Consider the following 26,419-nt stretch of genomic DNA (forward strand, 5'->3'; position numbering starts at 1 on the left):
GACAACGAATCGCCCTTGCCGGGGCAGAGCACGCGCGTGCACGACAGCGTGGCGGCCGAGGCCGATGCGGCGGCGCAGGCGGTGATCCGGGCCAACAAGAGCCGCTGACACCAATCATCAAGCCGGGCGGCCCTTCACCCGTCCTGCAATTGCTGCCGCGTGTTGCGCGTCGAGTCGTAGTGCGTTTGACCGTCGTAGGCCAGGTTGATTCGCCGGTTGCCGGTGACGAAGGTGTTGGTGCCGTCGAGGTTCAGCCCGCCGATTGGATCGATCACGAGCGGCCCCGACGGCTGGATGATCCGCACCGGCCGCTGCAGGACGGTCGCTATCAGTTGCGGGGCGAAATCCCCGCCGATATTGCGCCAGCTGCGGCTGGTCAGGATGTCGTCGACGATCCGGTTCAACTGCTCGCCGGTGGTGAAGACCTGGAAGTACGCGGCGTTGTCGAGGATCAGTTGCGCCACGCGCTGCCGCAGCACCGCCGGGTCCGCCGCGATGCCGTCCAGGTAATGGATCTGGTCGAGCACCGCCGCATAGAAGCAGTTGCCGTCGCCGGCCACCGGTTGCGGCGCCAGGCCCTCGTTGTTCAGATGGATATCGAGGTTGCGCTGGTTGATGTCGATAAAGCCTTTTTTCGTGAACTCGGCGACCAGGTCGAGCAGCAACTGGCGGGCGCTCCAGATCCGGTCGAACGCGTCCTGCGAGCCCCCCTTGTCCGGATGGTGCAGCCGCAGCAGCTTACGGCCCTCGTCCTTGATCAATTTCTCGATGCTCGGCAACAGCACCACCTGGTCGCGGTGGTGGACGCGGGCCGACAGCCCCAGCGTCTCGAGCGCCGCGTTGATCCTCTCCAGCGAGACGTTGCGCGGGTCGGTGCCGACATCGGCGCCGGGGTCGACGAAGTCGTCCCCGTCGTCCTCGGTGTCGCTTTCGTCGCTGTAGTAACCGTCGACGGTCTCGAGCAGCTCGTCCACCAGCGAATCGCCGAGGTAGTCCTCGAGGCTTTCAAGGTCGTAGCGGTCGCTGTCCTTGCTGAAGCCGAACAGGGCGCGGCCCGCCACCTGGCCGCCCTTCGGGGCGCCGCCCTTGGTCGCCCAGGCCGATACGAACAGGCCGTTCTTGCGATTGAAGGCCTGCTGGAACGTCAGTTGTCCCAGCGCGATGCGCCGCAACAGCGCGCGCGCGAGCTTGTCGGCGCCGGGCACGCGCGTGCTGTGCGGCTCGATGAATTGCGTGAGCAGCAGGAACAGCGACCTGGCCTGCCCCTGGCGGTCCTTGCCGCTGGTTTCGCCCGATTCGATCGCGCTCAGGATGTCGAATGCCACCTCGGCGTCCCGGCCCTTGAAGTGCGCGATGACGTCGTCGTAGTTGCTGGGGATCTGCTTGTCCGAATACGCGGACGAGTCGAGATAGAGGAACGGCTGGCCGCCGAATCCGCGCCGGTAATAGCCCCGCGTGTCGCCCAGGTCGATCTGCGAATAGGCGGGGTTGATGTCGGGATTGAGTTGCGGGTTGTACGGGATCAGGGCCCGACCGGCGTCGGGGTCGCCCCCGAGCAGGCGCGCGAGGTCCGCTTCCTTGTAGCCGTAGTTGAACCTGGCCTGCTTCTTGATGATGCGTCGCCGGCCCTTCGGGCGCGCCTTCTTGAACTGGTTTCTGAGGCGCGACTTCGCCAGTTTCTCGAACAGGCGCTTGCGTTCCTCGTCGTTGAACTTGCCCAGTTGGGCAGGGCCGGCGGCAGCGGGGCTCGTGGCAGCGGGGATCGGCTCAAGCGTGGCCGGCGTGCCGGCCGCGCGATCGGGCGATAGGCCCGCGGCCTTGCGGCCCATCACGTCGGCCTCGCGTTCGAGGGCGGCGTCGTCATTGACGGGCAGCCCGGCCGCCTGCGAGGTGGTCGCGACGCGGCCTTGCGCTTGTTGAACGAGGTGCCAGGCCTCGTGCGGCAGGTGCGCCTGCTTGCCCGGCGCGATGTGAATCTCGTGGCCCCGCGCATAGGCATGCGCCATCAGTTGCGCCGGCCGGGACGAGTTGTAGCTGACCTTGACCTTGTCGAGACTGTAGCCGGACAGCGATTCGATGCCGGCCTTCAGCCGATCGGGCAGGCCGGTGCGGTTGGCCGGCGCGTTCCGGTTTGCCGGCCCGGCCGCCGTGGGCGGCCCGGCGGAATCAGGGCCGGCCGCCGCGTTCGTGGCGCGCCGCTGCAAGGGGCTGCCGGCAGCCGCTGCGTAGTGGAACTCCCCCATCGCGACCAGATGCTCGGCCTGCGGCGCGAGGCCGGGCGCGGGCGGGGATTCCCGAGCTTCGACGCGCTTGGGCGCCATGGCGGGCGTGATCAGGCTGGTTTTCCTGGAGCCGGGCATCGTCGTTCTGTCCTGGACGGGCAATGCGGAGTCGAAGCAGCAAGGTCCGGCAAGTATAGCGGCCCGGGGCGCGGCCGGATGCTGTCCGGTCGATCCGTCCGCCCGCCGCGATTTTTCGCGGATATTGCCCCCGCCAATTCAAATAAAATTGGCATGGCGGATTATCTAATATCACATTGATGTAACTACTTAAAAGTTTGATAAAATCCATCGATTCGAAAATTTTCCATTTACCTATCAAAGTAAACAGGTGTATTTTCGAGGAAAAATACTATCCTTGCTTCCGGTAAGTTTCTCGCGCGGCAACGGCCCGGGAAGCCCGATCCGCCAATTGATCCTGTTCGTTGAAGGCATGAAAAACCATGCTGGTCATGAATTCTCGGCGCTTCTTTCAATTCCGGATCTTGCAACGGTGCCTTCGCTGCGGCCGGTTCGCGCAATGGATTTCACTTCGCCAAATTCGCCGGCCAATATCAAAATGAAATTCGCCGGCCTGATTTTTCATGTAGTGCATTGTGGTTGAAAGTGTCTGGCCGATTAAAGATGGATAAATGTTCCATTACTATCAGGAGATGATTTTGAACGCAAAAATGATAAATGGTCTGGTGATCGGGCTTTCCAGTCTCGTGCTGGCGGCATGTGGCGGAGACGACGGCGCCGGCGGCGCGAGCCTGCTGAAGGCGCAGGCGACACCCTCGGTGCAGGCGGCGGCGAACACGGCGGCCGCGGCGGCGCTGCCCTCGAATTTCATTTTCAGTGCCTACAAGGACATCACGATCAACCTGAACTGGAACACCAACGTCATCTCGACGGCGGTGACTGGTTCGCTGCAGCCGGTCCTGAGCGTGCTGCCGGCCAAGCTGAAGACGCTGACCTGGTCGTTCGCCACCGGCGAGTGCGGCAGCGAGAGCTGGTCCGGGCTGACCGGCTCGCAGGTGGCCGCGGCCAACGTGCAGAACATGGTCAACGCGGGCCGCAACTACATCATCTCGACGGGCGGCGCGGCCGGTTCGTTCAGTTGCGGCTCGGACGCGAACTTCACCAAGTTCATCAACACCTATAACTCGGCCAACCTGAAGGGCATCGATTTCGATATCGAGGCCGGCCAGAGCCAGGCCGTGATCAACGCCCTGGTGCAGCGCGTGAAGGCCGCCCAGCCGAAGTACCCGAACCTGCGCTTCAGCTTCACGCTCGCCACGCTGGGCGGCAACGCGGCGCAGAGCCTGGGCGACACGGGCGTGGTGGTGATGAACGCGATCAAGGCTGCCGGCCTGCAGAACTACACCATCAACCTGATGACGATGGACTACGGCAGCGCCAACGCCAGCAACTGCACGCTCAACGGCAGCGGCCAGTGCGACATGGGCAAGTCGGCGGTGGCCGCGGCCAACAGCCTGCACAACTACTGGGGCGTGCCGTACAACCAGATCGAGCTGACCCCGATGATCGGCGGCAACGATACGCAGGGCGAGACCTTCACCCTGGCCGACGTCGCCACGGTGTCGAGCTTCGCGCAGCAGAACGGGCTGGCCGGCGTGCACTTCTGGTCCTTCGACCGCGACAACGACTGCACGCAAAGCTGGGCGTCGCCGACCTGCAACAGCTACGGCCAGGCCGGCACGCTGGGCTTCACGAACCGCTTCATCTCGGCGCTGGGGCTGTGAACGCCTGAGTACCCGAGCCTGGCCTGACGGGCCGCACCTTCCGCGAGGAAGGCGCGGCCTTCGCACGTTTATCGCATCGCAACAAAAGCCGCGTGCATTGCGCAATCCACGGCAATCCCCCGCATTGCCGATGTCGGCCACGGTCAACCGCGTGTCGGGTTTTGCACGCCGTGCGCCCCGGCCCGCGGACTACCCTCTGTGGGCTTGCTGCCCGACCCGCGCGCGGCCGCGCCGGGCGACGCGCAGCACCCAGCCAGACAGACAGGAGACGAAGCGATGAGCAGCAATCGAGGAGTCGTGTATCAGGGCCCGGGCCAGGTCGAGGTGCAGAAGATCGACTATCCGCGGATGGTCGATCCGAGCGGTCGCAAGATCGGCCATGGCGTGATCCTGAAGGTGGTGAGCACGAACATCTGCGGCTCCGACCAGCACATGGTGCGCGGCCGGACCACGGCGCCGGTCGGCCTGGTGCTCGGCCACGAGATCACCGGCGAGGTGATCGAGCTGGGCAGCGACGTGGAGACGCTCAAGATCGGCGACATCGTCACGGTGCCGTTCAACGTGGCCTGCGGGCGTTGCCCGATGTGCCGCGAACAGAGCACGGGCGTGTGCCTGAACGTCAATCCGGCGCGCGCCGGCGGCGCCTATGGCTATGTCGACATGGGCGGCTGGATCGGCGGCCAGGCCGAATACGTGCTGGTGCCCTATGCCGACTTCAACCTGATCAAGTTCCCGGATCGCGACCAGGCGATGGCGAAGATCCGCGACCTGACCTGCCTGTCCGACATCCTGCCCACCGGCTATCACGGCGCCGTCACGGCCGGCGTGAAGCCGGGCTCGACCGTCTATATCGCCGGCGCGGGCCCGGTGGGGATGGCGGCGGCCGCCTCGGCGCGCCTGCTCGGCGCGGCGGTGACGATCGTCGGCGACATGAACGCCGAGCGTCTCGCGCACGCACGCAAGGTCGGTTTCGAAACCGTCGACCTGTCCAAGGACACGCCGCTCGGCGAGCAGATCGCGGCGATCGTCGGCCGCCCCGAGATCGATTGCGCGGTGGACTGCGTGGGCTTCGAGGCGCACGGCCACGGTTCGTCCGGCCATGCCGAGGAGGCCCCCGCCACGGTGCTGAACTCGCTGATGGAGATCACGCGGCCGGCCGGCGCGATCGGCATTCCGGGCCTCTACGTGACGGACGATCCGGGCGCGAAGGACGCCGCCGCCAAGCACGGCAGCCTGAGCATCCGCTTCGGCCTGGGCTGGGCCAAGTCGCATACCTTCCACACGGGCCAGACGCCGGTGCTGAAGTACAACCGCAACCTGATGCAGGCAATCCTGTTCGATCGCCTGCCGATCGCCGAGATCGTCAACGTCACGGTGATCTCGCTCGACCAGGCGCCGGAAGGCTATCGCAAGTTCGATGGCGGCGCGCCGCGCAAGTTCGTGATCGACCCGCATGGGCTGATCGCGGCCTGAATCCGCGGGTAGTCGACTGGAAACGGCCCGCGCTTCGGCGCGGGCCGTTTTGTTTGTTGCGCGTGCAACGGGTAGGAAAGACGCAGCCGCCGCTCAGCCCACGAACTCGCGTGCACCGAGCGCCTCGGCCGCCGCCGCGACCGGCGCTTGCCAGTCGCCCAGCGTCGGCTGGCGGAACAGCCGCATGGTGGGGTACCAGGGCGTGTAGTCGACGTGGTTCAGCCAGCGGCTGTCGCCGGCCTGGGAGAGCAGCAGCCAGACCGGGCGCCCCAGCGCGCCGGCCAGGTGCGCCGCGCCGGTGTCGATCGAGACCAGCAGGTCGAGCCGGTCCAGCACGGCGGCCGTGTCGGCGAAGCTGCGCAGCGCCGGCGCGAGATCGACGATGCCGTGCCGGGCGATCGCGACGCGCTCCGCCTCGGTGGGCTCGCCCACCTGCAACGAATAGAAGCGGCAGCCGGGCTGCCCCAGCAGCGGCGCCAGGGCGTCGAGCGCGATCGAGCGATAAGGCTCGTGACGCACGCCGGAATTGCTGCGCCAGACCAGCCCGATGCGCGCCTGGTTCGGCGCGTCCAGCGCGGCGCGCACGGCTTCGGGCAGCGCGGCTGCCGGCGGCGCCTCGAGATAGGGCTGGTCGAAGCGTGGCTGGTAGGGCGTGGTCTGGTAGCGCGCGAACGGGCTGAACAACCAGGTCACGCAATTGCAATCCTCGGCCAGCGAGCCGATGTGCGGGCCCGACTCGCGCACCAGGCCGTCGCTGCGCAGCACGCCGCGCGCCACCTCGGGGACCTGCACGTCGATCGATGCGGCGCCTTCCTGCTTCAGGCACGCGAGGTAGCGCGAATGCATGAACAGGTCGCCCGCGCCGCCTTCCATCATCACCAGCACGCGCTTGCCGGCCACCGAATCGTGATGGCCGAGGAACTTGCGTTCGGCCCATTCGAAGCTGCCTCGATGGCCGGGGTAGAGCGTCTCGACGATGACTCGCCGATGCGTGGCGTCGCGCAGTTCCCGGTAGAGCCGGTGCGCATCGCGATAGCGGCCCTGGCTGTAGCGGGCGACGGTCTGCTCGAAGCGCACGATGTAGAGGTTCGGGTCACCGGCCAGGCCGGCTTCGGCGCGCGTGAGCAGCGCCTCGGCCTCGGCGAAGCGGCCGAGATAGTTCATCTCCACGCCCGCCAGCGCCAGCGCGAAGGGCGTCTCGGCGGCGGCCGCGCAGCGCCCGGCCTGCTCGATCGCGGCGGCGGCATGGCCGGCCTCGCGCAGCCGGCGCGCGAGCGCCAGCCCCGCGTCGCCGTGCGGGTCGTTCAGGTAGGCGAGATAGGCGCTCGCCAGCGCGGCTGGGTCTTGCACGTGCGTCCCGGGGGCGGAGGTGCCGGGCGGCAGCCCGTGTCCGCCCGGGGGCGGGGACGTCAGGCGTGCAGCGCGAGCACCGGTTGCGATGCGCCGATCGGCAGCATCGCTTGCGCCAGCGGTGCCACCTGCTTGCGGCGCTCGCGCGTGGGCGCGGTGCCGAAGGCGTCGCGATAGCTCTTGCTGAAGTGGCAGGCCGACTGGAAACCGCATGCCATTGTAATGTGCATGATCGACATGTCGGTCTGCAGCAGCAGTTCGCGCGCGCGACGCAGGCGCAGCGTCAGGTAGTAGTGGGTGGGCGTCATGCCCAGGTGCTCGCGGAACAGGCGCTGCAACTGGCGTTGCGACATGTTCGCGAGCCGCGCCAGTTCCTCGCGCGAGAGCGGCTCCTCGATATTGTTCTCCATCAGCGCGATCACCTCGAACAGCGACTTGTTCGCGGAACCGAGCCGCGCCACCAGCGGCATGCGCTGCTGGGCGCTGGTATCGCGCACGTGCTCGACGATGAACTGCTCGGCGATCTGGGTGACGCGCGCGGTGCCCACGCGCGGCGCGATCAGGTTCAGCATCATGTCGAGCGGCGCCACGCCGCCCGTGCAGGTGATGCGGTCGCGATCGATCACGAACAGTTCCTTGAGGAAGCGCGTGTCGGGGAATTCCTCCTTCAGCGCCGACATGTTCTCCCAGTGGATCGCGCAGGCGTAACCGGCCAGCAGGCCCGCCTTGGCGAGCGCGTAGGTGCCCGTGCACAGGCTGCCGAGCGCCACGCCCGCACGCGCGAAGCGGCGCAGCGTGGCCAGGTGCTCGGCGGTGGTGGCGCGCTGCACGTCCACGCCGCCGCAGACGAACACCACGTCGGGCTGGCCGACGCATTCGGCGGGCGTGGTATCCACGCTCAGGCCGTTGCTGGCCGTGACCGAGCCGCCGCCAGGCGAGACCACCGACCAGCGATAGAGCGGCTGGCCGCTGAGGTAGTTGGCCATCCTCAGCACTTCGATCGCGTTGGTGAAGGCGATCATCGTGAAGTTCGGCAGCGGAACGAACGCGAAGTGGGATAACGACGCGGTGCGGTCGGGGGACATGGGGAGCGTTCCTTGAATCGGGAATCGGCGCGCCGGGGAACACGGCTCGGCTATTGTGGAATCCCGCGCAACAAGCATGCCATACGGCTAAACCCTGATCGCTACGTACGTCGGGACTTCGCGCCTCATGCTGCGGCGCACCGCGGCGGGGAGCCTCTGCACCGCGCCGATCCTTCGGGCGCGCATTCGGCACCGCGCCGGTGCTGTCCGGCTAGGGGTAGACCCGTAGCCCGCCCATCTGCCTGGAAACGACCCGCCATCTGCCCGCGAACGACGGCCGGGCGGGCGATTGCGGGCCGACTTGTACAAAACGGACGCGCATGTCGGAAAAGGCAAAGAAAGCGTCTGAATTCATCAATCGGCAAAAAATCCGAACGACAAGAATAGAGCCGTCGGCAGCCGCTCCCGAAACCCGCCCTGAAGCCTTGCAGGACGGGCCTCTCAGGGAAAACGCCAGCCGCCCGATCCACCGACCGATCGCCCACACTACGCGACAATCTGGAGAACCCCATGAGCACGCTGCACCAGGACAGCATCATCATCGATGGCCTGAACATTTCGAAGTTCGATCGGTCGGTCTTCGAGGATATGCACAAGGGTGGCGTGACGGCTGCCAACTGCACGGTGTCGGTATGGGACAGCTTCATCAAGACGGTCGACAACATCGGCACGATGAAGCAGCAGATCCGCGAAAACAGCGAGCTGCTCACGCTCGTGCGCACCACCGAGGACATCGCCCGCGCCAAGCGCGAAGGCAAGACCGGCGTGATCCTGGGCTTCCAGAACGCCCACGCCTTCGAGGACAACCTGTCCTATATCGAAGCCTTCGCCGACATGGGCGTGCGCGTGGTGCAGCTCTGCTACAACACCCAGAACCTGGTGGGCACCGGCTGCTACGAACGCGACGGCGGCCTGTCGGATTTCGGCCGCGAGGTGATCACCGAGATGAACCGGGTCGGCATCATGGTCGACCTCTCGCACGTGGGCGGCAACACCTCCTCGGAAGCGATCGCCTTCTCGAAGAAGCCGGTCACCTATTCGCACTGCCTGCCCTCGGGCCTCAAGGAACACCCACGCAACAAGAGCGACGAGCAGCTGCGCGAGATCGCCGACGCCGGCGGCTTCGTCGGCGTGACCATGTTCGCCCCGTTCCTCAAGCGCGGCATCGACGCCACCATCGACGACTACATCGAGGCGATCGACTACGTGGTGAACCTGATCGGCGAGGACACGGTGGGCATCGGCACCGATTTCACGCAGGGCTACAGCACCGAATTCTTCGACATGCTCACCCACGACAAGGGCCGCTACCGCCGCCTGACCAACTTCGGCAAGGTGGTGAACCCGGAAGGCATCCGCACCATCGGCGAATTCCCGAACCTGACCGCCGCGATGGAACGCGCCGGCTGGAAGGAGTCGCGCATCCGCAAGATCATGGGCGAGAACTGGGTGCGCGTGTTCAAGGACGTGTGGGGCGCCTGAGCCTGGCCTGACAACGCTTTTCCCTCATCGATCCCGCCCGCGCCCGCTCGTGTAGCGAAGGCGCGCGGGGGAAGTCGCGCCCGGCGACGGGCGCCGCGAGCCATTCCTGGAGTCAACGATGCAACCGCAACTGCCGATCGACGTCGATCCCAACACCGGCGTCTGGACCACCGACGCGCTGCCGATGCTGTACGTGCCGCGCCACTTCTTCACCAACAACCACGTGGCCGTCGAGGAAGCGCTGGGCCAGGACGCCTATGCCGAGATCCTCTACAAGGCCGGCTACAAGTCCGCCTACCACTGGTGCGACAAGGAAGCGGCGCTGCACGGCCTGAGCGGCATGGCGGTGTTCGAGCACTACCTGAACCGTCTTTCGCAGCGCGGCTGGGGTTTGTTCAAGATCATCGAGGCCGATCCGGCCAGCGCGCGCGCCCGCATCGAGCTGCGCCATTCCTCCTTTGTACTGCAGCAGCCCGAGAAGATCGGCAAGCTCTGCTACATGTTCGCGGGCTGGTTCGCCGGCGCGATGGACTGGGTCAACGACACCACGCCGGAAGGCAAGGGCGCGCCGCGCGCCTTCTCGACCGAGGCGCATTGCGCCGGCGAGCATGCCGACCATCACGGCCACTGCGTGTTCGAAGTCTCGCCGCTCGCCGCCTGATCCACCTTCATACCCATACGCCTGACTGAGCCCGCCAGAGGTCGCCCCCAATGCGTTATCCGAACCTGTTCAAGCCCATGACGCTCAACCAGCTGACCTTGCGCAATCGCATCGTCAGCACCGCGCACGCCGAGGTGTACGCGGAGCCGGGCGGCCTGCCGGGCGACCGCTACATCCGCTACTACGAAGAGAAGGCGAAGGGCGGCGTGGGCCTGGCGATCTGCGGCGGCTCCAGCCCCGTGTCGATCGACAGCCCGCAAGGCTGGTGGAAGTCGGTCAATCTGTCGACCGACAAGGTGATCGATCCGCTCACGCGCCTGGCCGACACGATGCACAAGCACGGCGCGAAGATCATGATCCAGGCCACCCACATGGGCCGCCGTTCCTCCTTCCACGGCGAGCACTGGCCGCACCTGATGTCGCCCTCGGGCGTGCGCGAGCCGGTGCACCGCGGCAACGCGAAGATCATCGAGATCGAGGAAATCCGCCGCATCATCGGCGATTTCGCGGCGGCCGCCAAGCGCGTGCAGGCCGCCGGCATGGACGGCATCGAAATCTCGGCCGCCCACCAGCACCTGATCGACCAGTTCTGGAGCCAGCGCTCGAACCACCGCACCGACGAATGGGGCGGCAGCCTCGAGAACCGGCTGCGCTTCGGCATCGAGGTGCTGAGCGCGGTACGCGAGGCGGTGGGCAAGGACTTCTGCGTCGGCCTGCGCATGTGCGGCGACGAATTCCACGAGGACGGGCTCGACCACGAGAGCCTCAAGGAGATCGCCCAGGCGATGTCGGAGACGGGCCTGATCGACTACCTCAGCGTGGTGGGTTCGGGCGGCGACACCCACAACACCATCGCCAACTGCATGCCGCCGATGGCGCTGCCGCCGGAGCCCTTCGTGCATCTCGCGGCCGGCATCAAGTCGGTGGTGAAGATCCCCGTGATGCACGCGCAGAGCATCCGCGACGCGGGCCAGGCCGAGCGCCTGCTCGCCAACGGCATGATCGACCTGGTCGGCATGACGCGTGCGCAGATTGCCGATCCGCACATGGTGATCAAGATCCGCGACGGCCGCGAGGACGAGATCAAGCAGTGCGTGGGCGCGAACTACTGCATCGACCGCCAGTACAACGGCCTGGACGTGCTCTGCATCCAGAACGCGGCCACCTCGCGCGAGGCGACCATGCCGCACATCGTCGAGCGCTCGCGCGGGCCGAAGCGCAAGGTGGTGGTGGTCGGCGCCGGTCCGGCGGGCCTGGAGGCCGCGCGCGTGGCCAAGCTGCGCGGCCACGAGGTGGTGCTGTTCGAGAAGAACCCGGAAGTGGGCGGGCAGGTGATGATCGCGGCCAAGGCGCCGCAACGCGAGCAGATGTCCGGCATCATCCGCTGGTTCGACATGGAGACCCGGCGCCTGGGCGTCGATCGCCGGCTCGGCGTGGCCGCCGACGAGAAGATGATCATGGCCGAGAAGCCCGACATCGTGGTGCTGGCCACCGGCGGTTCGAGCTTCACCTGGCAGGTGCCGGGCTGGGGCGTGGCCGAAGGCCGTGCCGTCAGTTCCTGGGACATCCTGACCGGCAAGGTCGAGCCCGGGAAGAACGTGCTGCTGTTCGACGGCGTGAGCACCCACGCGGGCGCCGGCGTGGCCGACTACATGGCCAGCCGCGGCTCGCAGGTGGAGATCGTCACGCCCGACGTGAAGGTGGCCGACGATTGCGGCGGCACCACCTTCCCGATCTTCTACCGGCGCCTCTATGCCTATGGCGTGATCCACACGCCGAATTACATGCTGGACCGCGTCTACGAGGAAAACGGCAAGACCATCGCGGTGCTGCGCAACGAGTACACGGAAGAGCTCGAGGAGCGCGCGGTCGACCAGGTTGTGATCGAGAACGGTTCCTCGCCGAACGACGAACTGTACTGGAAGCTCAAGCCCGAATCGCTGAACCGCGGCCAGATCGATCCGCACACGCTGTTCGCGGCCGAGCCGCAGCCCTGCCTGTCGGAGGAACTCGGCGACGGCCGCTTCCTGCTGTTCCGTGTCGGCGACTGCATCTCGATGCACAACGTGCACGGCGCCATCTATGACTCGCTGCGTCTCGTGAAGGACTTCTGACGATGAATCCGGCTTTCCTGATTACCGCGCTGCTGTGGCTGTCGGTGGCGGGGCTCGCGTTCGCGGTGGCGCGCCGCTCGGCGTTTTGGCGCGTAGGGCGCGCCACCGCGCCCGGCGCCTTCGGCATCGCCAACCTGTTCACCATCCCCAAGCGCTATTTCGTCGACCTGCACCACGTGGTGGCGCGCGACCCGTATATCGCCAAGACCCACGTGGCCACGGCCGGCGGCGCGATCGCCGCGCTCGGCCTGGTGTTCGTCAACTACGGCCTGGCGATCTATTCGCCCTGGCTCGACAAGCTGATCTTCCTGGCCTCGCTGGCGATGCTGGTCGGCGCCGTGTTCGTGTGGCGCCGCCGCGCCGCCAGGAACGTGCCGGCGCGTCTTTCGCGCGGCCCCTGGAACACGCTGCCCTGGCTGCTCGGCTCGTTCGCGCTGGGCCTCACGCTCTACGCGATCGTGCCGGCCGGCGCGATGTCGGGCGCGGTGGCGGTGATCTGCGCCGTGCTGATCGCGATCGGCGCGTTCGCGATGACCTTCGGCGCGGCGCGCGGCGGCCCCATGAAGCATGCCATCGCCGGCCTGCTCCACCTGGCCTTCCATCCGCGTCAGGAGCGCTTCGCGGCGACGCGCGAGAGCTATACCGGCAACGGCTCGGCCGTGCCGCCGACGGCGCTCAAGCTGCCCGACATCGGCAAGCATGAATACGGCGTGGGCAAGCCCGTCGAATTCCGCTGGAACCAGCTGCTGAGCTTCGACGCCTGCGTGCAATGCGGCAAGTGCGAGGCGGCCTGCCCGGCCTTCGCCTCGGGCCAGCCGCTGAACCCGAAGAAGCTGATCCAGGACCTGGTGACGGGCATGGCGGGCGGCACCGACGCGGCCTATGCCGGCAGCCCGACGCCGGGCATCGCGGTGGGCCGCCATGGCGGCGAGCCGAACGGGCCGATCGTCTCGGGCCTGATCGAGGCCGACACGCTGTGGTCCTGCACCACCTGCCGAGCCTGCGTGCAGGAGTGCCCGATGCTGATCGAGCACGTGGACGCGATCGTCGACATGCGCCGCAACCAGACCCTGGTGCACGGCACGGTGCCGGGCAAGGGCGCCGAGGTGATCGCGAACCTGCGCGAGACCGGCACCCAGGGCGGCTACGACACGGCGGCGCGCTACGACTGGTCGGTCGACCTGGAGGCGCCGGTGGCGCAGCCGGGCCGCCCGGTCGACGTGCTGATCGTGGCCGGCGAGGGCGCCTTCGACATGCGCTACCAGCGCACGCTGCGCGCCCTGGTGAAGGTGCTGAACAAGGCCGGCGTGGATTACGCCGTGCTCGGCCGCGCCGAGACCGATACCGGCGACACCGCGCGCCGGCTCGGCGACGAGGCCACCTTCCAGCAGATGGCGAAACGCCTGATCGCGACGCTCGACGAGCTGTCGTTCAAGCAGATCGTCACCGCCGATCCGCACGTGATGCACAGCCTGCGCAACGAATACCGCGCGCTCGGCGCCCGCTACACGGTCAAGCACCACACGGCCTTCGTGGCCGAGTTGGCCGAAGCCGGCAGGATCGCGCCGAAGGCCAGCGAGACGCTGCGCGAAAAGACCATCACCTATCACGATCCCTGCTACCTCGGCCGCTACAACGGTGAGACGGAAGCGCCGCGCAAGCTGCTGAAGTCGATCGGCATCCAGGTGGTGGAGATGGAGCGCAACGGCCTGCGCGGCCGCTGTTGCGGCGGCGGCGGGGGGGCACCCCTGACCGACATCCCCGGCAAGCAGCGGATCCCGGATATCCGTATCGCCGACGCGCGCGCGATCGGCGCCGAGGTGGTGGCGGTGGGCTGCCCGAATTGCACCGCGATGCTCGAAGGCGTGGTCGGCCCCCGGCCGGACGTGCTCGATGTCGCCGAACTGGTCGCCGCCTCGCTGGAGTGAATCGATGAACACCATCAAACGTATCGATCCGCGCCGGCCCTTCGTGGTCACGCCGGCCGGACTCAAGCGCATCACCCTCGGCGAGGTCGCCGTGGCGGGCGGCAACGTCGCGCTCTGGACCGGCCACGGGCATGGCAAGGACGCGCCCAAGCCGAGGCGCGAGATCGAGGCGGCCGAACACCGGCTGCTGGTGGTGGCGCATCCGGAGCGCGGCTCGCTCGACGATCACGGCTGCCAGGTGCTGGCCGCCGCGGCGCTGCTGGCCGACGCGCGCACCGAGGTGGTGCTGCTGTCCTTCGGGGAACTGAAGGACGAGGTGGCCGCGCTCGGTGCCGATCGGCTGATCGAGCTGCCCGGCTTCGAGCGCCGCGCCTTCGCGCCCGACGCGGAGCTGCGCGCGCTGCTGGCTTGCGCCGAGGCGCTCGCGCCGCGCCATGTATTCCTTCCCGACAACGCCACCGGCGACGGCGACCTGGGCCGTCGCTACGCCGCCGCGCTCGGCGCGAGCGTGGCCGTGCAGGTGGTCGAGATCGACGCGAAGCATGTGGGCGTCTACGCCGATGCGAAGCGGGCCTTCTCGACACGCGCGCTGCCCGAGGTGGTGCTGCTCGCGCCCAACGCGGTCGAGCCGAAGCTGCCCTTCGTGGGCGCCGGCGAGCGCATCGACGCGCCGTTCTCGCTCGGCGCCGATCGCATCGGCGCTTATCGCGACCTCGGCCTGGAAGAGATCGACGCGGCCCAGGTCGCGCTGGAGGAAGCCGACTTCATCGTCTCGGCCGGCAACGGCGTGACCGATATCGGCGCGTTCGAGCAACTGGCCGGCGTGTTCGGCGCCGCGATCGGCGCGAGCCGCGTGGCGGTCGACAACGGCCACTTCACGCGCGACAAGCAGGTGGGCGCCACCGGCAAGACCGTCGAGGCCAGCGTCTACATCGCCTTCGGCATCTCGGGTGCGGTCCAGCATCTGCAGGGCATCAAGGATTGCCGCCACGTGATCGCCGTGAACCTCGATGCGAGCGCACCGATCGCCAAGCGCGCCAACCTGACCGTGGTGGCCGACACGCAGGCGACCATCGCCGCCCTGATCGAACAAGTGAATGCCGCGCGCGCGGCCCGCGGCCGGGCCGAGCAACACGGCAACCGGCACCTGGAAGGAGTGGCTGCATGAACGCCCCGCGCAAACTCGCGAAGCTCGCCGTGCTGGTTTCGGTGGGCCGTCATCCCGTCAGCGGCACGCCGCGCTACAGCCGCAACGACGCCGCGGCGCTGGAGCTGGGCCGCAAGCTGGCCGGCGAACACGGCGCCCAGCTCGACGTGCTGCATGCCGGCGACCCAGCCAATCCGGCGCTGGCCGATTATCTCGCGCTCGGCGCGCGCAAGGTCGAGGTGCTCGAATGCAGGCCCGGCGACGACGCCGTCGCGCCGCTGGCCGAGCGCCTTGCCGGCTACGACCTGGTGCTGACCGGCACGCGTGCCGAAGGCGCCTTCGACACCGGCCTGCTGCCTTACCAGCTCGCCGCGCGGCTCGATGTCGGCCTGGCCGGCGCGGCCGTCGATATCGAGGTCGCGAACGGCGAGGCGGTGATCCGCCAATTCCTGCCCAAGGGCCTGCGCCGCAAGGTGGCGGTGCGCCTGCCGGCGCTGGTGGCCGTGCATCCGCTGGCCAATGCCCAGCCGCGCTACGCCTTCGCGCGCCAGCAGGCCGGCAGCATCGCGCCGGTGCGTGTGGCCGCCGCCGCCTCGGCCGATTCGGCGGCCTGGCGCACCGGCCCGGTGGAGCGCAAACCCGTCAAGCTCGCGGCCGCCGAGAAGCGCTCCGGGCATGCTCGGATGCTGTCCGCGACCACCACCGAAAGCCGCGGCGGGAACGTCGTAATTGAGGGGAGTTCGGTCGAAAAAGCACAAGTGATCCTGGCGTATTTGCGCGAGCATCAACTGATCGATTACTGAAATCGCTGACCCATGCCTGTCGGCAAGAACCAAGAATTGAGTCCGGAGCAAACGATGAATCAAACGGCAGACGTTCGCGCGCTGGTGGAGCGCCGCAAAGCGGGTTACAGCCTGGAGGCCCCGTTCTACCTGAGCGAGGAGATCTTCCAGCTCGACATGGAGGCGATCTTCCGCAAGCACTGGATTCAGGTCGCGATCGAACCGGACGTGCCGGAACCGGGCGACTACGTGACCGTCGAGCTGGGCAGCGATTCGATCCTGATCGTGCGCGACGACGACATGGCAATCCGCGCCTTCCACAACGTGTGCCGGCATCGCGGCGCGCGCCTCTGCAACGAGGACAAGGGCTCCGTCGGCAATATCGTCTGCCCCTATCACAGCTGGACCTACAACCTCAGCGGCGCGCTGATGTTCGCCGAGCACATGGGCGAGAAGTTCGACCGCTGCAAGCACAGCCTGAAGTCGGTGCACCTGCAGAACCTGGGCGGCCTGTTGTTCGTCTGCCTGGCCGACGAGCCGCCGGCCGACTTCGAGAACCTGCGCGCCGCGATGGAGCCCTACCTGCTGCCGCACGACCTGCCGAACACCAAGATCGCCGCGCAGATCGACATCATCGAGGAAGGCAACTGGAAGCTCACGATGGAGAACAATCGCGAGTGCTACCACTGCGTCGCGAACCATCCCGAGCTGACCATCTCGCTCTACGAATACGGCTTCGGCTACCAGCCCTCGCCGGCCACCGCCGAAGGCATGGCCGCCTTCGAGCGCACCTGCGTCGAGCGTGAGCAGCAGTGGGGCGAGCTGGGCCTGCCCTCGGTGGAGGTCGATCGCCTGCTGGACACCACGGGCTTCCGCACCCAGCGCCTGCCGCTCGACCGTGCCGGCGAATCGCAGACGCTCGACGCCAAGGCCGCCTCGAAAAAGCTGCTCGGCGAGTTCGAGCGCGCCGACCTCGGCGGCCTGTCGTTCTGGACCCAGCCGAACTCCTGGCATCACTTCATGGCCGACCATATCGTCACCTTCTCGGTGATCCCGCTGTCGGCCGGCAAGACCCTGGTGCGCACCAAGTGGCTGGTGAACAAGGACGCCAAGGAGGGCATCGACTACGACGTGAAGAACCTCACGGCCGTGTGGAACGCCACCAACGATCAAGACCGTGCACTGGTGGAATTCTCGCAGCGCGGCGCGGCCAGCAGCGCCTACGAGCCGGGCCCGTATTCGCCCTACACGGAAGGCCTGGTCGAGAAATTCTCGGCCTGGTATATCGGCCGCATGGCCGACCACCTCGGCGTTTGACCCCCGACAGCACTGACAGGAACAGGCGGAGCAAGACATGATGCGAGATGCCGCGAACTTCGAACCGGTGGACAGCCGCGTGACGCAGCCCGAATTCTGGCGCGCCGTACCGGAACGCTGGACGAGCGACGTCGAGGAAACGCTGATCTGCTGCCATGTGCGGCAGGAAACGCACGACGTGAAGAGCTTCTTCTTCCGCTCGCCCTCGGGCCGCTCGTTCGCCTTCGAGCCGGGCCAGTTCGTCACGCTCGAGCTCGACATCGACGGCGAGACCATCAACCGCTGCTACACCATCTCGTCCTCGCCGGCGCGGCCGCATACGCTGTCGATCACGGTCAAGCGCGTGCCGGGCGGCAAGGTCTCGAACTGGCTGCACGACAACCTGCTGGCCGGCGCGCAGGTACGCGTGCTGGGCCCGGCCGGCGAATTCACCTGCGCGCGGCATCCGGCGCGCAAGTACCTGTTCCTCTCGGCCGGCTCCGGCATCACGCCGCTGATGTCGATGAGCCGCGCGCATCACGACCTCGCCGAGGATCGCGACATCGTGTTCGTGCATAGCGCACGCACGCCCGACGACATCATCTTTTCGCGCGAGCTGGACCTGATCGCCGCCAACCAGGCCAATTTCCGCACCTCGTTCGTCTGCGAGCGGATCGGCACGCGTACCAACTGGCACGGCGTGACGGGTTATCTCTCGCTGCCGCTGCTCAAGCTGATCGCGCCTGATCTCATGGAGCGCGAGATCTTCACCTGCGGGCCGGCGCCCTATATGAAGGCCGTGCGCGACCTGCTCGACGAAGCCGGTTTCGATCGCAAGCAGTATCACGAGGAGAGCTTCTCGTTCGAGACGCTGCTCGACGAGGCTGCGCCCGAAGTGGTGGAGACGCTGGTGGAGGAGGGCGTGCCGGTGCCCGATACCACGCACTACACGGTGAGCTTCGCCAAGAGCCACCGCGAGATCAGCTGCGGCGCCGACCAGCATGTGCTCGAGGCCGCGCGCCAGGCCGGCGTGCGCTTGCCTTCGTCGTGCTCGCAGGGCATGTGCGGCACCTGCAAGGTCAAGCTCGTGTCGGGCCAGGTGGAGATGAAGCACAACGGCGGCATCCGCCAGCGCGAGATCGACCAGGGCATGGTGCTGCTGTGCTGCAGCAAGCCCTTGTCGGATCTGGTGGTCGACAAGTAAGGCACTTGTCATAGCAATACCGCGGGAAATCCGGCGCGTCGCGTATGAGCAAGGACGTGTCGGAAAACGACGATACCGGGGAATTGTGGTTACGGAACCTAGAGAGACCCCATAGAGCAACGCTACGGATTGCTCAGGACCACCCCAAGGAGATCGACCATGAATTTCATCGGAAAGCTGGCCTGGTGCGGCGCCTTCGCGGCGCTGCTGACGGCCGTGGCGCCCGCGGCAGTCGCCGATACCAAGCCGACCATCAAGATCGGCTACGTGGAAGGCTGGGATGACAGCGTCGGCACCTCGAACGTGGCCGCGCAGATCATCGAGAAGAAGCTCGGTTATCCGGTGCAGCTGGTGCCGGTGGCGGCCGGCGTGATGTGGCAGGGCGTGGCGCGCGGCGACCTCGACGCGACGCTGTCGGCCTGGCTGCCGGTGACGCACGGCGCGTACTGGGATCAGTTCAAGAGCAAGGTGGTCGATCTCGGCGTGAACTACCCGGGCGCGAAGATCGGCCTGATCGTGCCGACCTACGTGAAGGCCAGGAGCATCGCCGACCTCGAGGGCGAGAAGGCCGACTTCGCCGGCCGCATCGTCGGCATCGACGCCGGCGCCGGCGTGATGCGCAAGACGGATGACGCGATCAAGGCCTATGGCCTGTCGTACAACCTGATGGCGAGTTCGGGCAGCGCGATGACGGCCGAGCTGGCGCGCGCCGAGAACGCGAAGAAGCCGATCATCGTGACGGGCTGGGTGCCGCACTGGATGTTCGCAAAGTGGGACCTGCGCTTCCTCGACGATCCGAAGAAAGTGTTCGGCGAAGCCGAGCACGTGGACAGCGTCGCGAATCCGAACCTGGAGACCAAGGCGAAACCGGTGGTGGCCTTCCTGAAGAAGTTCCAGTGGAAACCGGGCGAACTCGATGCGGTGATGCTGGCGATCCAGGGCGGAGCGAAGCCCGATGCGGCCGCCGAGCAGTGGATTTCGCAGCACGGCGACCGCGTCAAGAGCTGGACCGACGGCGCGCAATAAGCCTCCTCGACTGGCAGAAAGATAACGACATTCAAGATAACGAAGTAAAAAATGCCCGTCCGATCCTAGGTCGGACGGGCATTGTTTTGCTCGAAAAAACCGCATATTTCCAGGCATTTTGTGAAAAGCTTGTTACACTATGCCGCTTGTGCGGACTCTTACTAGGAGGTTCTGGATGAGTCAAGCAGGACTGCGCGCGCGCAGCACCAGCGAGGTCGACAAGACCATCTCACATGCGGAAGAAGGCCGTTCCCTGCATCGCGGCCTCAGTTGGAAGGATGCATTCTGGGTCACCAGCGGCGTACCGGCAGGTGTGCTGTTCACGATCGGCGGCGTGTGCGCCACGATCGGCCAGCCCGCGTGGGCCATATGGATTGGCGCGATCACGATGGGCCTGTTGCAAAGCGCGACTTATGCGGAAATATCGGGGCTATTTCCACATAAATCGGGCGGCGCGTCCGTGTACGGCGCGATTGGTTGGGTACGTTACGGCAAGCTGATCGCCCCGGTGTCGGTGTGGTGCAACTGGCTGGCCTGGTCCCCGATGCTGGCGCTCGGCTGCGGCCTGGCCGCGAGCTACGCGCTCACCTCCCTGTTCCCCGCCGATGCCGCGATCCAGCACTGGCAACTGACCATCGCCAATCTCGGCTTCATCAAGCCCGGGCTCACGCTGCGCATCAACGCGACCTTCGTGATCGCCACGATCCTGCTGCTGATCACGTTCCGGCTCCAGCACAGCGGGGCGTCGAAGGCTGCCAAGACGCAGCGCATTCTCGGTATCGCATCGCTCACGCCCTTGCTGATCGTCGGTATCGTTCCGTTCGTGACGGGCGATGTGCCGATGTCGCATCTCTTGCCGCTGCTCCCGCTCGGGCACGATGCGCAGGGCAATCTCACCGCGGCGACGTTCGGCAGTTGGAACGGGCAGGGCGTGGTGATGGCGCTCGGCGCGATGTTCATGGCCGGCTGGGCCTCCTACGGCTTCGAGACCGCGGTCTGTTACACGCGTGAATTCAAGGATCCGGCGCGCGATACCGCCAAGGCGATCTTCTGGTCCGGCGCGCTGTGCCTGATCGTGATGACCCTGGTGCCGATGGCCTTCCAGGGCGCGCTCGGCACCAGCGCGATGCTCGATCCGAAGATCGGCGACGGCACCGGCGTGGCCGCCGCGATGGCCAGGATGGTGGGGGGCGGCGCCTGGGTGGCCAATGCCATCGTCGTGATGCTGATGCTGTCGATCCTGCTGATCGTGATGACCTCGATGATGGGCTCGTCGCGCACGCTGTACCAGGCTTCGGTCGATGGCTGGCTGCCGCGTTACCTCTCGCATGTGAACGAGCACGGTTCGCCGACGCGCGCGATGTGGACCGACCTCGGCTTCAACCTCGTGTTGCTGATGATGTCGGACTACATGACGGTGCTGTCGATCTCGAACGTCTGCTACATGATCTTCGTGTTCCTGAATTTGCAATCCGGCTGGATCCATCGCATGGATCGCGGCGAGTGGAAGCGGCCGTTCAAGTGCCCGACCTGGTTGTTGGTGGCCGGCTCGATCTGCGGTTACCTGAACCTCGTTTATGTGGGCGCGGGTGCGAACCTGCAAGGCGAGGGAACGCTGCGCAATGGGCTGATCGCGATGCTGCTGATCGTGCCGGTATTCCTCTATCGCCATTACTGGCAGGATCGCGGGCGGTTCCCGAAGCAGATGCAGAAGGATATGGAACTGGCGGTGCCGCGACGGCATTCCATCTACGAGATGCTGCCTTATGCAGCGCTGATCGCGGCGGCGCTGACGATCGCGGTGTCTTACTACCTGGCCTGGCATTGATGAAAAAGCGGAGCCTTCGGGCTCCGCTTTTTATTTGGGTCAGCGCAATACCTCCACATGGTCGGCGTCGACCTTGGCGTGTCCCCAGCCCTTGCGCTCGAACTTGCCGAATATCTTCACTTCGTTCTTCTCGTTGACGGGCTTGCCCGGCACCCAGCGCCAGATCTTGTCGTCGATCTCGAGGTGGATCGTGCCGGTCGAGTCGGCGAATTCGTAGTCTTCCCCGCCGAGATGCCGGACGATGCGGCCTTGCAGTTGCACGGGCTGGTCGTGCCAGCCGTTTGCGAGGATGTCCTTCACGGTGGTGATGGTGTTCGCGGAAGGGCCGGTGTATTGGGCCTGGGCGTTGGAAGCCAGCAGGCTGGCCAGGGTGACTGTCATGATTCCGGCGAAGTGCTTCATGATCTTCTTCCTGTTCTTGGCTGGCTGTCGCGCTGGGGATGCCGCGTGGCAAGCCGTGGCCGGGGTTCGGGAATCGGAAGGTTAAGCAGATCGGCGGGAGACGTCGAAGCGGCACGGCGCCACATTGGACGAGTAAGAATGAGTGCCCACCGGGGGCATCTGGCGTAGCCACTTTTTTTGCATGGCTTCCAAGGCTTGGCGATGCGATTGGCAAGGAGTTACAAAAATGCGCTTATTTTTGGAAAAAAATTCCGAGTCATTCCGGCGAGAATTGCCCCAGCCAAAGTACACGTGAGCATGTTTCGCGACACAACGCCTATGTGAGGACGCCGGTGCAATCCCTAGAGACTCGCCCGAAGCAGCGCTCGACATGCAGCGTCATGTTGGGATTTTATGCATACATTTCCGCTCATGTGGTCATCCATTTCTTTTTTCATACATCCGACAAGCTGTTCGTGACTTTCATCTCGGCATGCACGCCAGTTTTCGGCATTGTCGCGCTGGGTTGCCATTTGATATGTAAATATCGACATTGATCGCTGGTTTCCGGCCGTATATCGCAAGGCGATGTAATCGTCATGACACTACATGTTGTCGCATCACCAGGCGTTTCATGGCCAGGCGCATGAGCACGAGAGCGAGCGACGTCACTGCCATGATGCAGGTGGAATAAGCGGCGGCCTGTGAAACGAAGCCGTTTTCATCCAACTGCATGACGGCGACCGAAGCGAGATTCAGCGAGGGCGTGACCAGAAAGACGACGGCCGAGAGCGTCACCATCGAGCGCATGAACAGAAAGAAAAATACGCTCACGGCCGTCGCGGCGACGAAGGGCAGCACGGCGTCCTGAAGTGCGTGACGCAGGCCCCCTCCCAGGCAATCCACGACCTCCTCGAGCACCGCCGGCGCTGCGCGCAATCCGGTGCTCATCGTCAGAAAACCCTGCGTGTGGTAGTGGTAGAAGTTGCAGAGCACGATAACGGTGGCACTGCCATAAAGCCAGGTCCCCAGCGGCCCGCCATTGAACGCGAGAATGTAGGCGAGGCCCACTACCATCCCCGGCACGGCGGCCGGCAACACGGCCACGGTGTAAATCAACCGCGATACCGCGCCCGGCATGCTGCGCGCGCCGTAGCTCAGGCAGAACAACAGCACCACGCCCAGCGCGGCGGCCGCGAGCGAGATTTCCAGTGATGTGAAGATTGCGCCATATCCGCCGGACAACTCGCCCCCGTAATTGGCGAGTGTCAAGTCGAGCCGGTACGGCCACAAGCGCACGAAGCTGGCAAAGACGACGGTGGCGACGGACGCCAGGATCGGCAACAGCGCGAGCAGGCAGCCGAAGCCGAGCAGTCCGTCACGCAGGCGATTCACGCCGGGCGTCACCGGTACACGGCTTTCCGATGCACCGCCGAATTGCCGCTGGGAGGCCGCGCGCTCGATATATACCGAGGCGAGCGAGGGTAGCAACAGCACCATGCCGACTGCCGCTCCCATGCCGAAGTTCATCTGCCCGGAAACCTGGTTATAGATTTCCGTGGCGAGCACGTGATAGTTTCCGCCGATCACCACCGCATTCCCGAAGTCCGTGATCGTCACGGTGAACACGACGAAGGCCGCGGACAGCAGGCCAAAGCGCGTGTTCGGCAAGGTGAGTGCAAGGAATTGCTGCCAGCGTCGAGCGCCGAGCACGTCGGCGGCATCGTAGTAGCGGGCGTCGGATTGTGCGAGGGCGGCGCCGATAATGAGCACGGCCTGCGGCAAGGCATAGATCACGTCAGCGATCAGGAGTCCCCAAAAGCCGTAGATGTCGATGTCCCAGCCAGTCCACTTGTGTACCAGGCCATTGCGTCCGAGCAGGAACAGCATGCCGAGGCCTTGCATCAGCGAAGGCGCGAGCATGGGAAGCAGCAGCGTCGCGCGGATCGCGTTCGGGGCAGGCAGGCGCGAGCGTTGCAGGGTGAACGCGATCATGAAGCCGAGGACGATGCTCACGAGCGTCGTCGCGGTACTCAGCACGAGGCTGTGCCACGCCGCATCGAGCATGCGGGGGGTGCGCCAGAGGGCGACGTAGTTGTCCAGTCCCAGTCTTGCGTTGCCATTCAGCAGGCTGTGCCACGCGATGACCGCAAGCGGGTAGAGAAAGAAGAGCGCTAGGCAGGCGAGCGGCACCACGACCATCGCGACACGCAGCACGGGGCCCATCGTGAAGCTTGTACGCGCGGCGCGCGAGCCGGTCTTGCCGGCGAGCGAGGCGTTCATGCCGCCACCCATGCGCAGCGATCATTGGCGACGGAAAGGGTAACCGGCGTACCGGCTTCCATTGGCAATCCGCGTGCTTGTTCCGCGAGCAGTTCGCGGCCACACCACTGCACGCGTATGCGCGTGGTGCTGCCGAGGAAGATCGATTCGATCACGCGCGCGGGTGCCGTTTCGCCATGTTCACACGGCGACACCATGAGATCCTCGGGCCGCACGCATGCCTCGAATGCAGTATCGGCGCCGCCCGGATGGTGCTGCATCAAGTTGGGGAGCGCGTCGCGTACCCATGACGCCGGCAGCAGGTTCGACGTGCCGACGAAGCTTGCCACGAAGCGCGTGCGCGGGCGCTCGTACAGCTCGCGCGGCGAACCGATCTGCTCGATGCGCCCGTGATTCATGCAAATGATCTTGTCGGCGAGCGTCAGCGCCTCTTCCTGATCGTGCGTCACCATGATGGTGGGAATACGCAGACGGCGCTGGACATCGTGAATTTCCCGGCGCATTTCGACGCGCACCTGGGCATCGAGCGCGGAGAGCGGCTCATCGAGCAGGAGGAGGGCGGGATCGACAGCGATGGCGCGCGCGATCGCGACGCGTTGCTGTTGACCACCGGAGAGTTGGCCCGGATAGCGGCCGGCAAGATGCGGCAGGCGAATCAGCTCGAGCAGTTCCTGGCAACGTGCTTCGATCCGGGCGCGCGGTTCGCCGCGAATTTTCATCCCATAGCCGATGTTCTGCGCGACAGTCATGTTCGGGAACAGCGAATAGGACTGGAACACGATGCCGAAGCCGCGCTCGCGCGCGGGAATCTCCAGCAACGAGCGCTCGCCCATCATGACCTTCCCGCCATCGGCATCGAGCAGCCCGGCGATGATACGCAGCAGGGTAGTCTTGCCGCAACCGCTCGGACCCAGCAGACAGACGAACTCGTCCTCCCGCACGTCGAAATCAATGCGTTCGAGCGCGACGTGCCCGGAAAATGTCTTGATGAGATCGGATACGGTGAGATGCATGGTGACTTCCCAGTGTGGCCAAGGCAGGGTTGTCCGGCATTGCGCCGGACATGGACAGGATGCGGGACCGCGCGATTGCGCTCAATGCATCACGTCGGTCTTGAAGCGTTTGAGTACGGCATCGTGCATCTTCGCGGAAGCGGCGAAGTCCATCGGATACAGCACCTTGGCGACGTCGGCGGGCAAGCCTTCGGCGATCTGCTCGGGAGTCGGCTTGATGCCGGGCGTCGTGACGATTTCCTTGTATTGCTGGTAGAGCTTCGCGGCGGCAGGCGAGGCGACCCATTCGAGGAAGCGCTGGGTATCGGCCTGATGCGTCGAACTCTTGAGCATGCCCGAGCCTTCGAGCTCGTAACCGACATATTTCGACGGGATCACCATCTTCACCGGGAAGCCGGCCTTGATCGACTGCATGGCGACGAACGCGAACGATGCGCCGACGGCGTATTCACCGGTGCGGGCGAGCTTGCAGGGTTGCGAGCCCGACGGCGTGAACTGCGCGACATTCGCGCCGAGACCCTTGAGGATCTGCCAGCCTCTTTCCTCCCCCGCGCCTTGCAGGATCGCCGCGATCTGCAGGTAACCCGTTCCTGAAGAGGCCGGATCGGGCATCACCAGATTGCCTTTGTAGACCGGCTTCGCGAGGTCTTCCCACGAGGTCGGCATGGGAAGCTTCTTCGCGGCGAGCGCTTCGGTGTTCACGCAGAGCGCGGCCATGTAACCCGTTGCGGCAAACCATTTGCCGGCCGGATCGCGGAACTGCTTCGGCAGACTGGAGATGGTCTTGCCGCTCACCGGCGCGAGTTGGTCCGCGATGCGCGGATCCAGCAGGTTCGTGAGCGCCTCGCCCCAGACCGCATCCGCGTGCGGCGCGCCGGATTCGGCGATGAGGCGCGCGGCGAGATCGCCGGTGGACAGGCGCAGGACGTTGACCTGCACATCGGGCATCGCCTTTTTCGCGGCGGCAAGGTACGTGGCGATTTCGTCGCTTTCCAGTGCGGAGTACACCGTGATCTGTCCGGCCAGGGCGGCGTTCGAGATCGTGCACGCGAGCAGCCCGAGGGCGAAAAGCGAAGTCAGTGTCTTGCGGATACGCATTGCGTTCTTCCTGTAAGAGTAAGAGGCGACCGAAGAAGGAACCCCACAACGTCACGAGGCGCGTGCTGTTGCCGTCGGTGTCGGACCATGTCTCGATGATGTGTTGTTTTGGGGATGTTTGCAGAATATTGGCATTGGGTCTAGCAATCAAAAATATCTGCTGCCATGATGGCGTCACCGCGAAAGCGGGCCTTCGCGCGCCTGGCTCGCGAGCGGGCTTGCCATACTATTTTTGACACGGCAG

At 65.8% G+C, this 26,419-nt stretch carries 20 protein-coding genes; 13 read left to right on the top strand and 7 right to left on the bottom strand.

The window, feature by feature from the left end:
- Positions 1–134: 134 nt before the first annotated feature.
- On the bottom strand, positions 135–2,360 hold the full coding sequence (locus FB600_RS25475) for a DUF4157 domain-containing protein (protein WP_127840912.1): 2,226 nt from the start codon (positions 2,358–2,360) through the stop codon (positions 135–137).
- A 277-nt stretch (positions 2,361–2,637) separates the two neighbouring features.
- On the opposite strand from FB600_RS25475, the gene FB600_RS25480 reads away from it, so the two are divergent.
- The 3 genes from FB600_RS25480 (at position 2,638) to fdhA (ending at position 5,497) form a co-directional block, all read left to right on the top strand.
- The gene (locus tag FB600_RS25480) at positions 2,638–2,883 is read left to right on the top strand and encodes a hypothetical protein (protein ID WP_127840913.1); all 246 of its coding nucleotides are present in this window, start codon (positions 2,638–2,640) and stop codon (positions 2,881–2,883) included.
- A gap of 67 nt (positions 2,884–2,950) precedes the next feature.
- The gene (locus tag FB600_RS25485) at positions 2,951–4,024 is read left to right on the top strand and encodes a glycosyl hydrolase family 18 protein (protein WP_226285043.1); all 1,074 of its coding nucleotides are present in this window, start codon (positions 2,951–2,953) and stop codon (positions 4,022–4,024) included.
- 276 nt (positions 4,025–4,300) lie between these two features.
- Complete coding sequence (gene fdhA / locus FB600_RS25490; RefSeq protein ID WP_017917801.1) at positions 4,301–5,497, top strand: formaldehyde dehydrogenase, glutathione-independent; 1,197 nt, start codon at positions 4,301–4,303, stop codon at positions 5,495–5,497.
- Positions 5,498–5,590: 93 nt separating this feature from the next.
- On the opposite strand, the gene FB600_RS25495 is transcribed toward fdhA, so the two are convergent.
- Both FB600_RS25495 and FB600_RS25500 read right to left on the bottom strand, forming a co-directional pair.
- Positions 5,591–6,847: a glycosyltransferase family 9 protein gene (locus tag FB600_RS25495; protein WP_145757601.1), complete on the bottom strand. Its 1,257-nt coding sequence runs from the start codon at positions 6,845–6,847 to the stop codon at positions 5,591–5,593.
- A 59-nt stretch (positions 6,848–6,906) separates the two neighbouring features.
- Complete coding sequence (locus FB600_RS25500) at positions 6,907–7,932, bottom strand: GlxA family transcriptional regulator (RefSeq protein ID WP_145757600.1); 1,026 nt, start codon at positions 7,930–7,932, stop codon at positions 6,907–6,909.
- A 510-nt stretch (positions 7,933–8,442) separates the two neighbouring features.
- On the opposite strand from FB600_RS25500, the gene FB600_RS25505 reads away from it, so the two are divergent.
- The 10 genes from FB600_RS25505 (at position 8,443) to FB600_RS25550 (ending at position 21,400) form a co-directional block, all read left to right on the top strand.
- A complete protein-coding gene (locus FB600_RS25505; RefSeq protein WP_013689551.1) occupies positions 8,443–9,414 on the top strand; it encodes a dipeptidase in 972 nt (323 codons plus the stop codon).
- Positions 9,415–9,532: 118 nt separating this feature from the next.
- Positions 9,533–10,075 carry a DUF5943 domain-containing protein gene (locus tag FB600_RS25510; protein WP_017917800.1) on the top strand — a complete coding sequence of 181 codons (543 nt, stop codon included), beginning with the start codon at positions 9,533–9,535 and terminating at the stop codon, positions 10,073–10,075.
- A 50-nt stretch (positions 10,076–10,125) separates the two neighbouring features.
- Complete coding sequence (locus FB600_RS25515) at positions 10,126–12,189, top strand: NADH:flavin oxidoreductase (RefSeq protein ID WP_145757599.1); 2,064 nt, start codon at positions 10,126–10,128, stop codon at positions 12,187–12,189.
- A gap of 2 nt (positions 12,190–12,191) precedes the next feature.
- Positions 12,192–14,117, top strand: a complete 1,926-nt coding sequence (locus FB600_RS25520) for a (Fe-S)-binding protein (RefSeq protein WP_096752625.1) — start codon at positions 12,192–12,194, stop codon at positions 14,115–14,117.
- A gap of 4 nt (positions 14,118–14,121) precedes the next feature.
- Complete coding sequence (locus FB600_RS25525; protein WP_098153160.1) at positions 14,122–15,285, top strand: electron transfer flavoprotein subunit alpha/FixB family protein; 1,164 nt, start codon at positions 14,122–14,124, stop codon at positions 15,283–15,285.
- Positions 15,282–16,067 (top strand): electron transfer flavoprotein subunit beta/FixA family protein, encoded by a 786-nt coding sequence (locus tag FB600_RS25530; protein ID WP_145757598.1) that lies wholly within the window; start codon positions 15,282–15,284, stop codon positions 16,065–16,067. Before FB600_RS25525 ends, FB600_RS25530 begins: the two co-directional genes overlap by 4 nt.
- Before the next feature lie 54 nt (positions 16,068–16,121).
- The gene (locus FB600_RS25535; protein WP_013689557.1) at positions 16,122–17,363 is read left to right on the top strand and encodes an aromatic ring-hydroxylating oxygenase subunit alpha; all 1,242 of its coding nucleotides are present in this window, start codon (positions 16,122–16,124) and stop codon (positions 17,361–17,363) included.
- A gap of 37 nt (positions 17,364–17,400) precedes the next feature.
- The gene (locus FB600_RS25540; RefSeq protein ID WP_096752627.1) at positions 17,401–18,546 is read left to right on the top strand and encodes a hybrid-cluster NAD(P)-dependent oxidoreductase; all 1,146 of its coding nucleotides are present in this window, start codon (positions 17,401–17,403) and stop codon (positions 18,544–18,546) included.
- Positions 18,547–18,705: 159 nt separating this feature from the next.
- Positions 18,706–19,572, top strand: coding sequence for a glycine betaine ABC transporter substrate-binding protein (locus FB600_RS25545; RefSeq protein ID WP_096752628.1), 867 nt, complete (start codon positions 18,706–18,708; stop codon positions 19,570–19,572).
- 175 nt (positions 19,573–19,747) lie between these two features.
- Complete coding sequence (locus tag FB600_RS25550) at positions 19,748–21,400, top strand: APC family permease (RefSeq protein WP_096752629.1); 1,653 nt, start codon at positions 19,748–19,750, stop codon at positions 21,398–21,400.
- Positions 21,401–21,439: 39 nt separating this feature from the next.
- On the opposite strand, the gene FB600_RS25555 is transcribed toward FB600_RS25550, so the two are convergent.
- The 4 genes from FB600_RS25555 to FB600_RS25570 form a co-directional block, all read right to left on the bottom strand.
- The gene (locus FB600_RS25555; RefSeq protein ID WP_096752630.1) at positions 21,440–21,802 is read right to left on the bottom strand and encodes a NirD/YgiW/YdeI family stress tolerance protein; all 363 of its coding nucleotides are present in this window, start codon (positions 21,800–21,802) and stop codon (positions 21,440–21,442) included.
- Between the two features lie 576 nt (positions 21,803–22,378).
- Positions 22,379–24,064, bottom strand: coding sequence for an ABC transporter permease subunit (locus FB600_RS25560; protein ID WP_098153161.1), 1,686 nt, complete (start codon positions 24,062–24,064; stop codon positions 22,379–22,381).
- On the bottom strand, positions 24,061–25,077 hold the full coding sequence (locus FB600_RS25565) for an ABC transporter ATP-binding protein (protein WP_036054117.1): 1,017 nt from the start codon (positions 25,075–25,077) through the stop codon (positions 24,061–24,063). The genes FB600_RS25560 and FB600_RS25565 overlap by 4 nt, the downstream gene beginning before the upstream one ends.
- Before the next feature lie 81 nt (positions 25,078–25,158).
- Positions 25,159–26,175: an ABC transporter substrate-binding protein gene (locus FB600_RS25570; RefSeq protein ID WP_175427826.1), complete on the bottom strand. Its 1,017-nt coding sequence runs from the start codon at positions 26,173–26,175 to the stop codon at positions 25,159–25,161.
- Positions 26,176–26,419 lie beyond the last annotated feature (244 nt).

The organism is Burkholderia sp. SJZ089, assembly GCF_007828315.1.
Taxonomy (GTDB): Bacteria; Pseudomonadota; Gammaproteobacteria; order Burkholderiales; family Burkholderiaceae; genus Burkholderia; species Burkholderia gladioli.

What these genes read in the sequence shown, in the direction of transcription:
- FB600_RS25505 (WP_013689551.1), top strand. Translation starts at nt 8,443, where the DNA reads ATGAGCACGCTGCACCAGGACAGCATCATCATCGATGGCCTGAACATT.
- FB600_RS25530 (WP_145757598.1), top strand. Translation starts at nt 15,282, where the DNA reads ATGAACGCCCCGCGCAAACTCGCGAAGCTCGCCGTGCTGGTTTCGGTG.
- FB600_RS25555 (WP_096752630.1), bottom strand. Translation starts at nt 21,802, where the DNA reads ATGAAGCACTTCGCCGGAATCATGACAGTCACCCTGGCCAGCCTGCTG.
- FB600_RS25565 (WP_036054117.1), bottom strand. Translation starts at nt 25,077, where the DNA reads ATGCATCTCACCGTATCCGATCTCATCAAGACATTTTCCGGGCACGTC.
- FB600_RS25485 (WP_226285043.1), top strand. Translation starts at nt 2,951, where the DNA reads ATGATAAATGGTCTGGTGATCGGGCTTTCCAGTCTCGTGCTGGCGGCA.
- FB600_RS25560 (WP_098153161.1), bottom strand. Translation starts at nt 24,064, where the DNA reads ATGAACGCCTCGCTCGCCGGCAAGACCGGCTCGCGCGCCGCGCGTACA.
- fdhA (WP_017917801.1), top strand. Translation starts at nt 4,301, where the DNA reads ATGAGCAGCAATCGAGGAGTCGTGTATCAGGGCCCGGGCCAGGTCGAG.
- FB600_RS25570 (WP_175427826.1), bottom strand. Translation starts at nt 26,175, where the DNA reads ATGCGTATCCGCAAGACACTGACTTCGCTTTTCGCCCTCGGGCTGCTC.
- FB600_RS25500 (WP_145757600.1), bottom strand. Translation starts at nt 7,932, where the DNA reads ATGTCCCCCGACCGCACCGCGTCGTTATCCCACTTCGCGTTCGTTCCG.
- FB600_RS25510 (WP_017917800.1), top strand. Translation starts at nt 9,533, where the DNA reads ATGCAACCGCAACTGCCGATCGACGTCGATCCCAACACCGGCGTCTGG.
- FB600_RS25515 (WP_145757599.1), top strand. Translation starts at nt 10,126, where the DNA reads ATGCGTTATCCGAACCTGTTCAAGCCCATGACGCTCAACCAGCTGACC.
- FB600_RS25550 (WP_096752629.1), top strand. Translation starts at nt 19,748, where the DNA reads ATGAGTCAAGCAGGACTGCGCGCGCGCAGCACCAGCGAGGTCGACAAG.
- FB600_RS25545 (WP_096752628.1), top strand. Translation starts at nt 18,706, where the DNA reads ATGAATTTCATCGGAAAGCTGGCCTGGTGCGGCGCCTTCGCGGCGCTG.
- FB600_RS25540 (WP_096752627.1), top strand. Translation starts at nt 17,401, where the DNA reads ATGATGCGAGATGCCGCGAACTTCGAACCGGTGGACAGCCGCGTGACG.
- FB600_RS25520 (WP_096752625.1), top strand. Translation starts at nt 12,192, where the DNA reads ATGAATCCGGCTTTCCTGATTACCGCGCTGCTGTGGCTGTCGGTGGCG.
- FB600_RS25525 (WP_098153160.1), top strand. Translation starts at nt 14,122, where the DNA reads ATGAACACCATCAAACGTATCGATCCGCGCCGGCCCTTCGTGGTCACG.
- FB600_RS25535 (WP_013689557.1), top strand. Translation starts at nt 16,122, where the DNA reads ATGAATCAAACGGCAGACGTTCGCGCGCTGGTGGAGCGCCGCAAAGCG.
- FB600_RS25475 (WP_127840912.1), bottom strand. Translation starts at nt 2,360, where the DNA reads ATGCCCGGCTCCAGGAAAACCAGCCTGATCACGCCCGCCATGGCGCCC.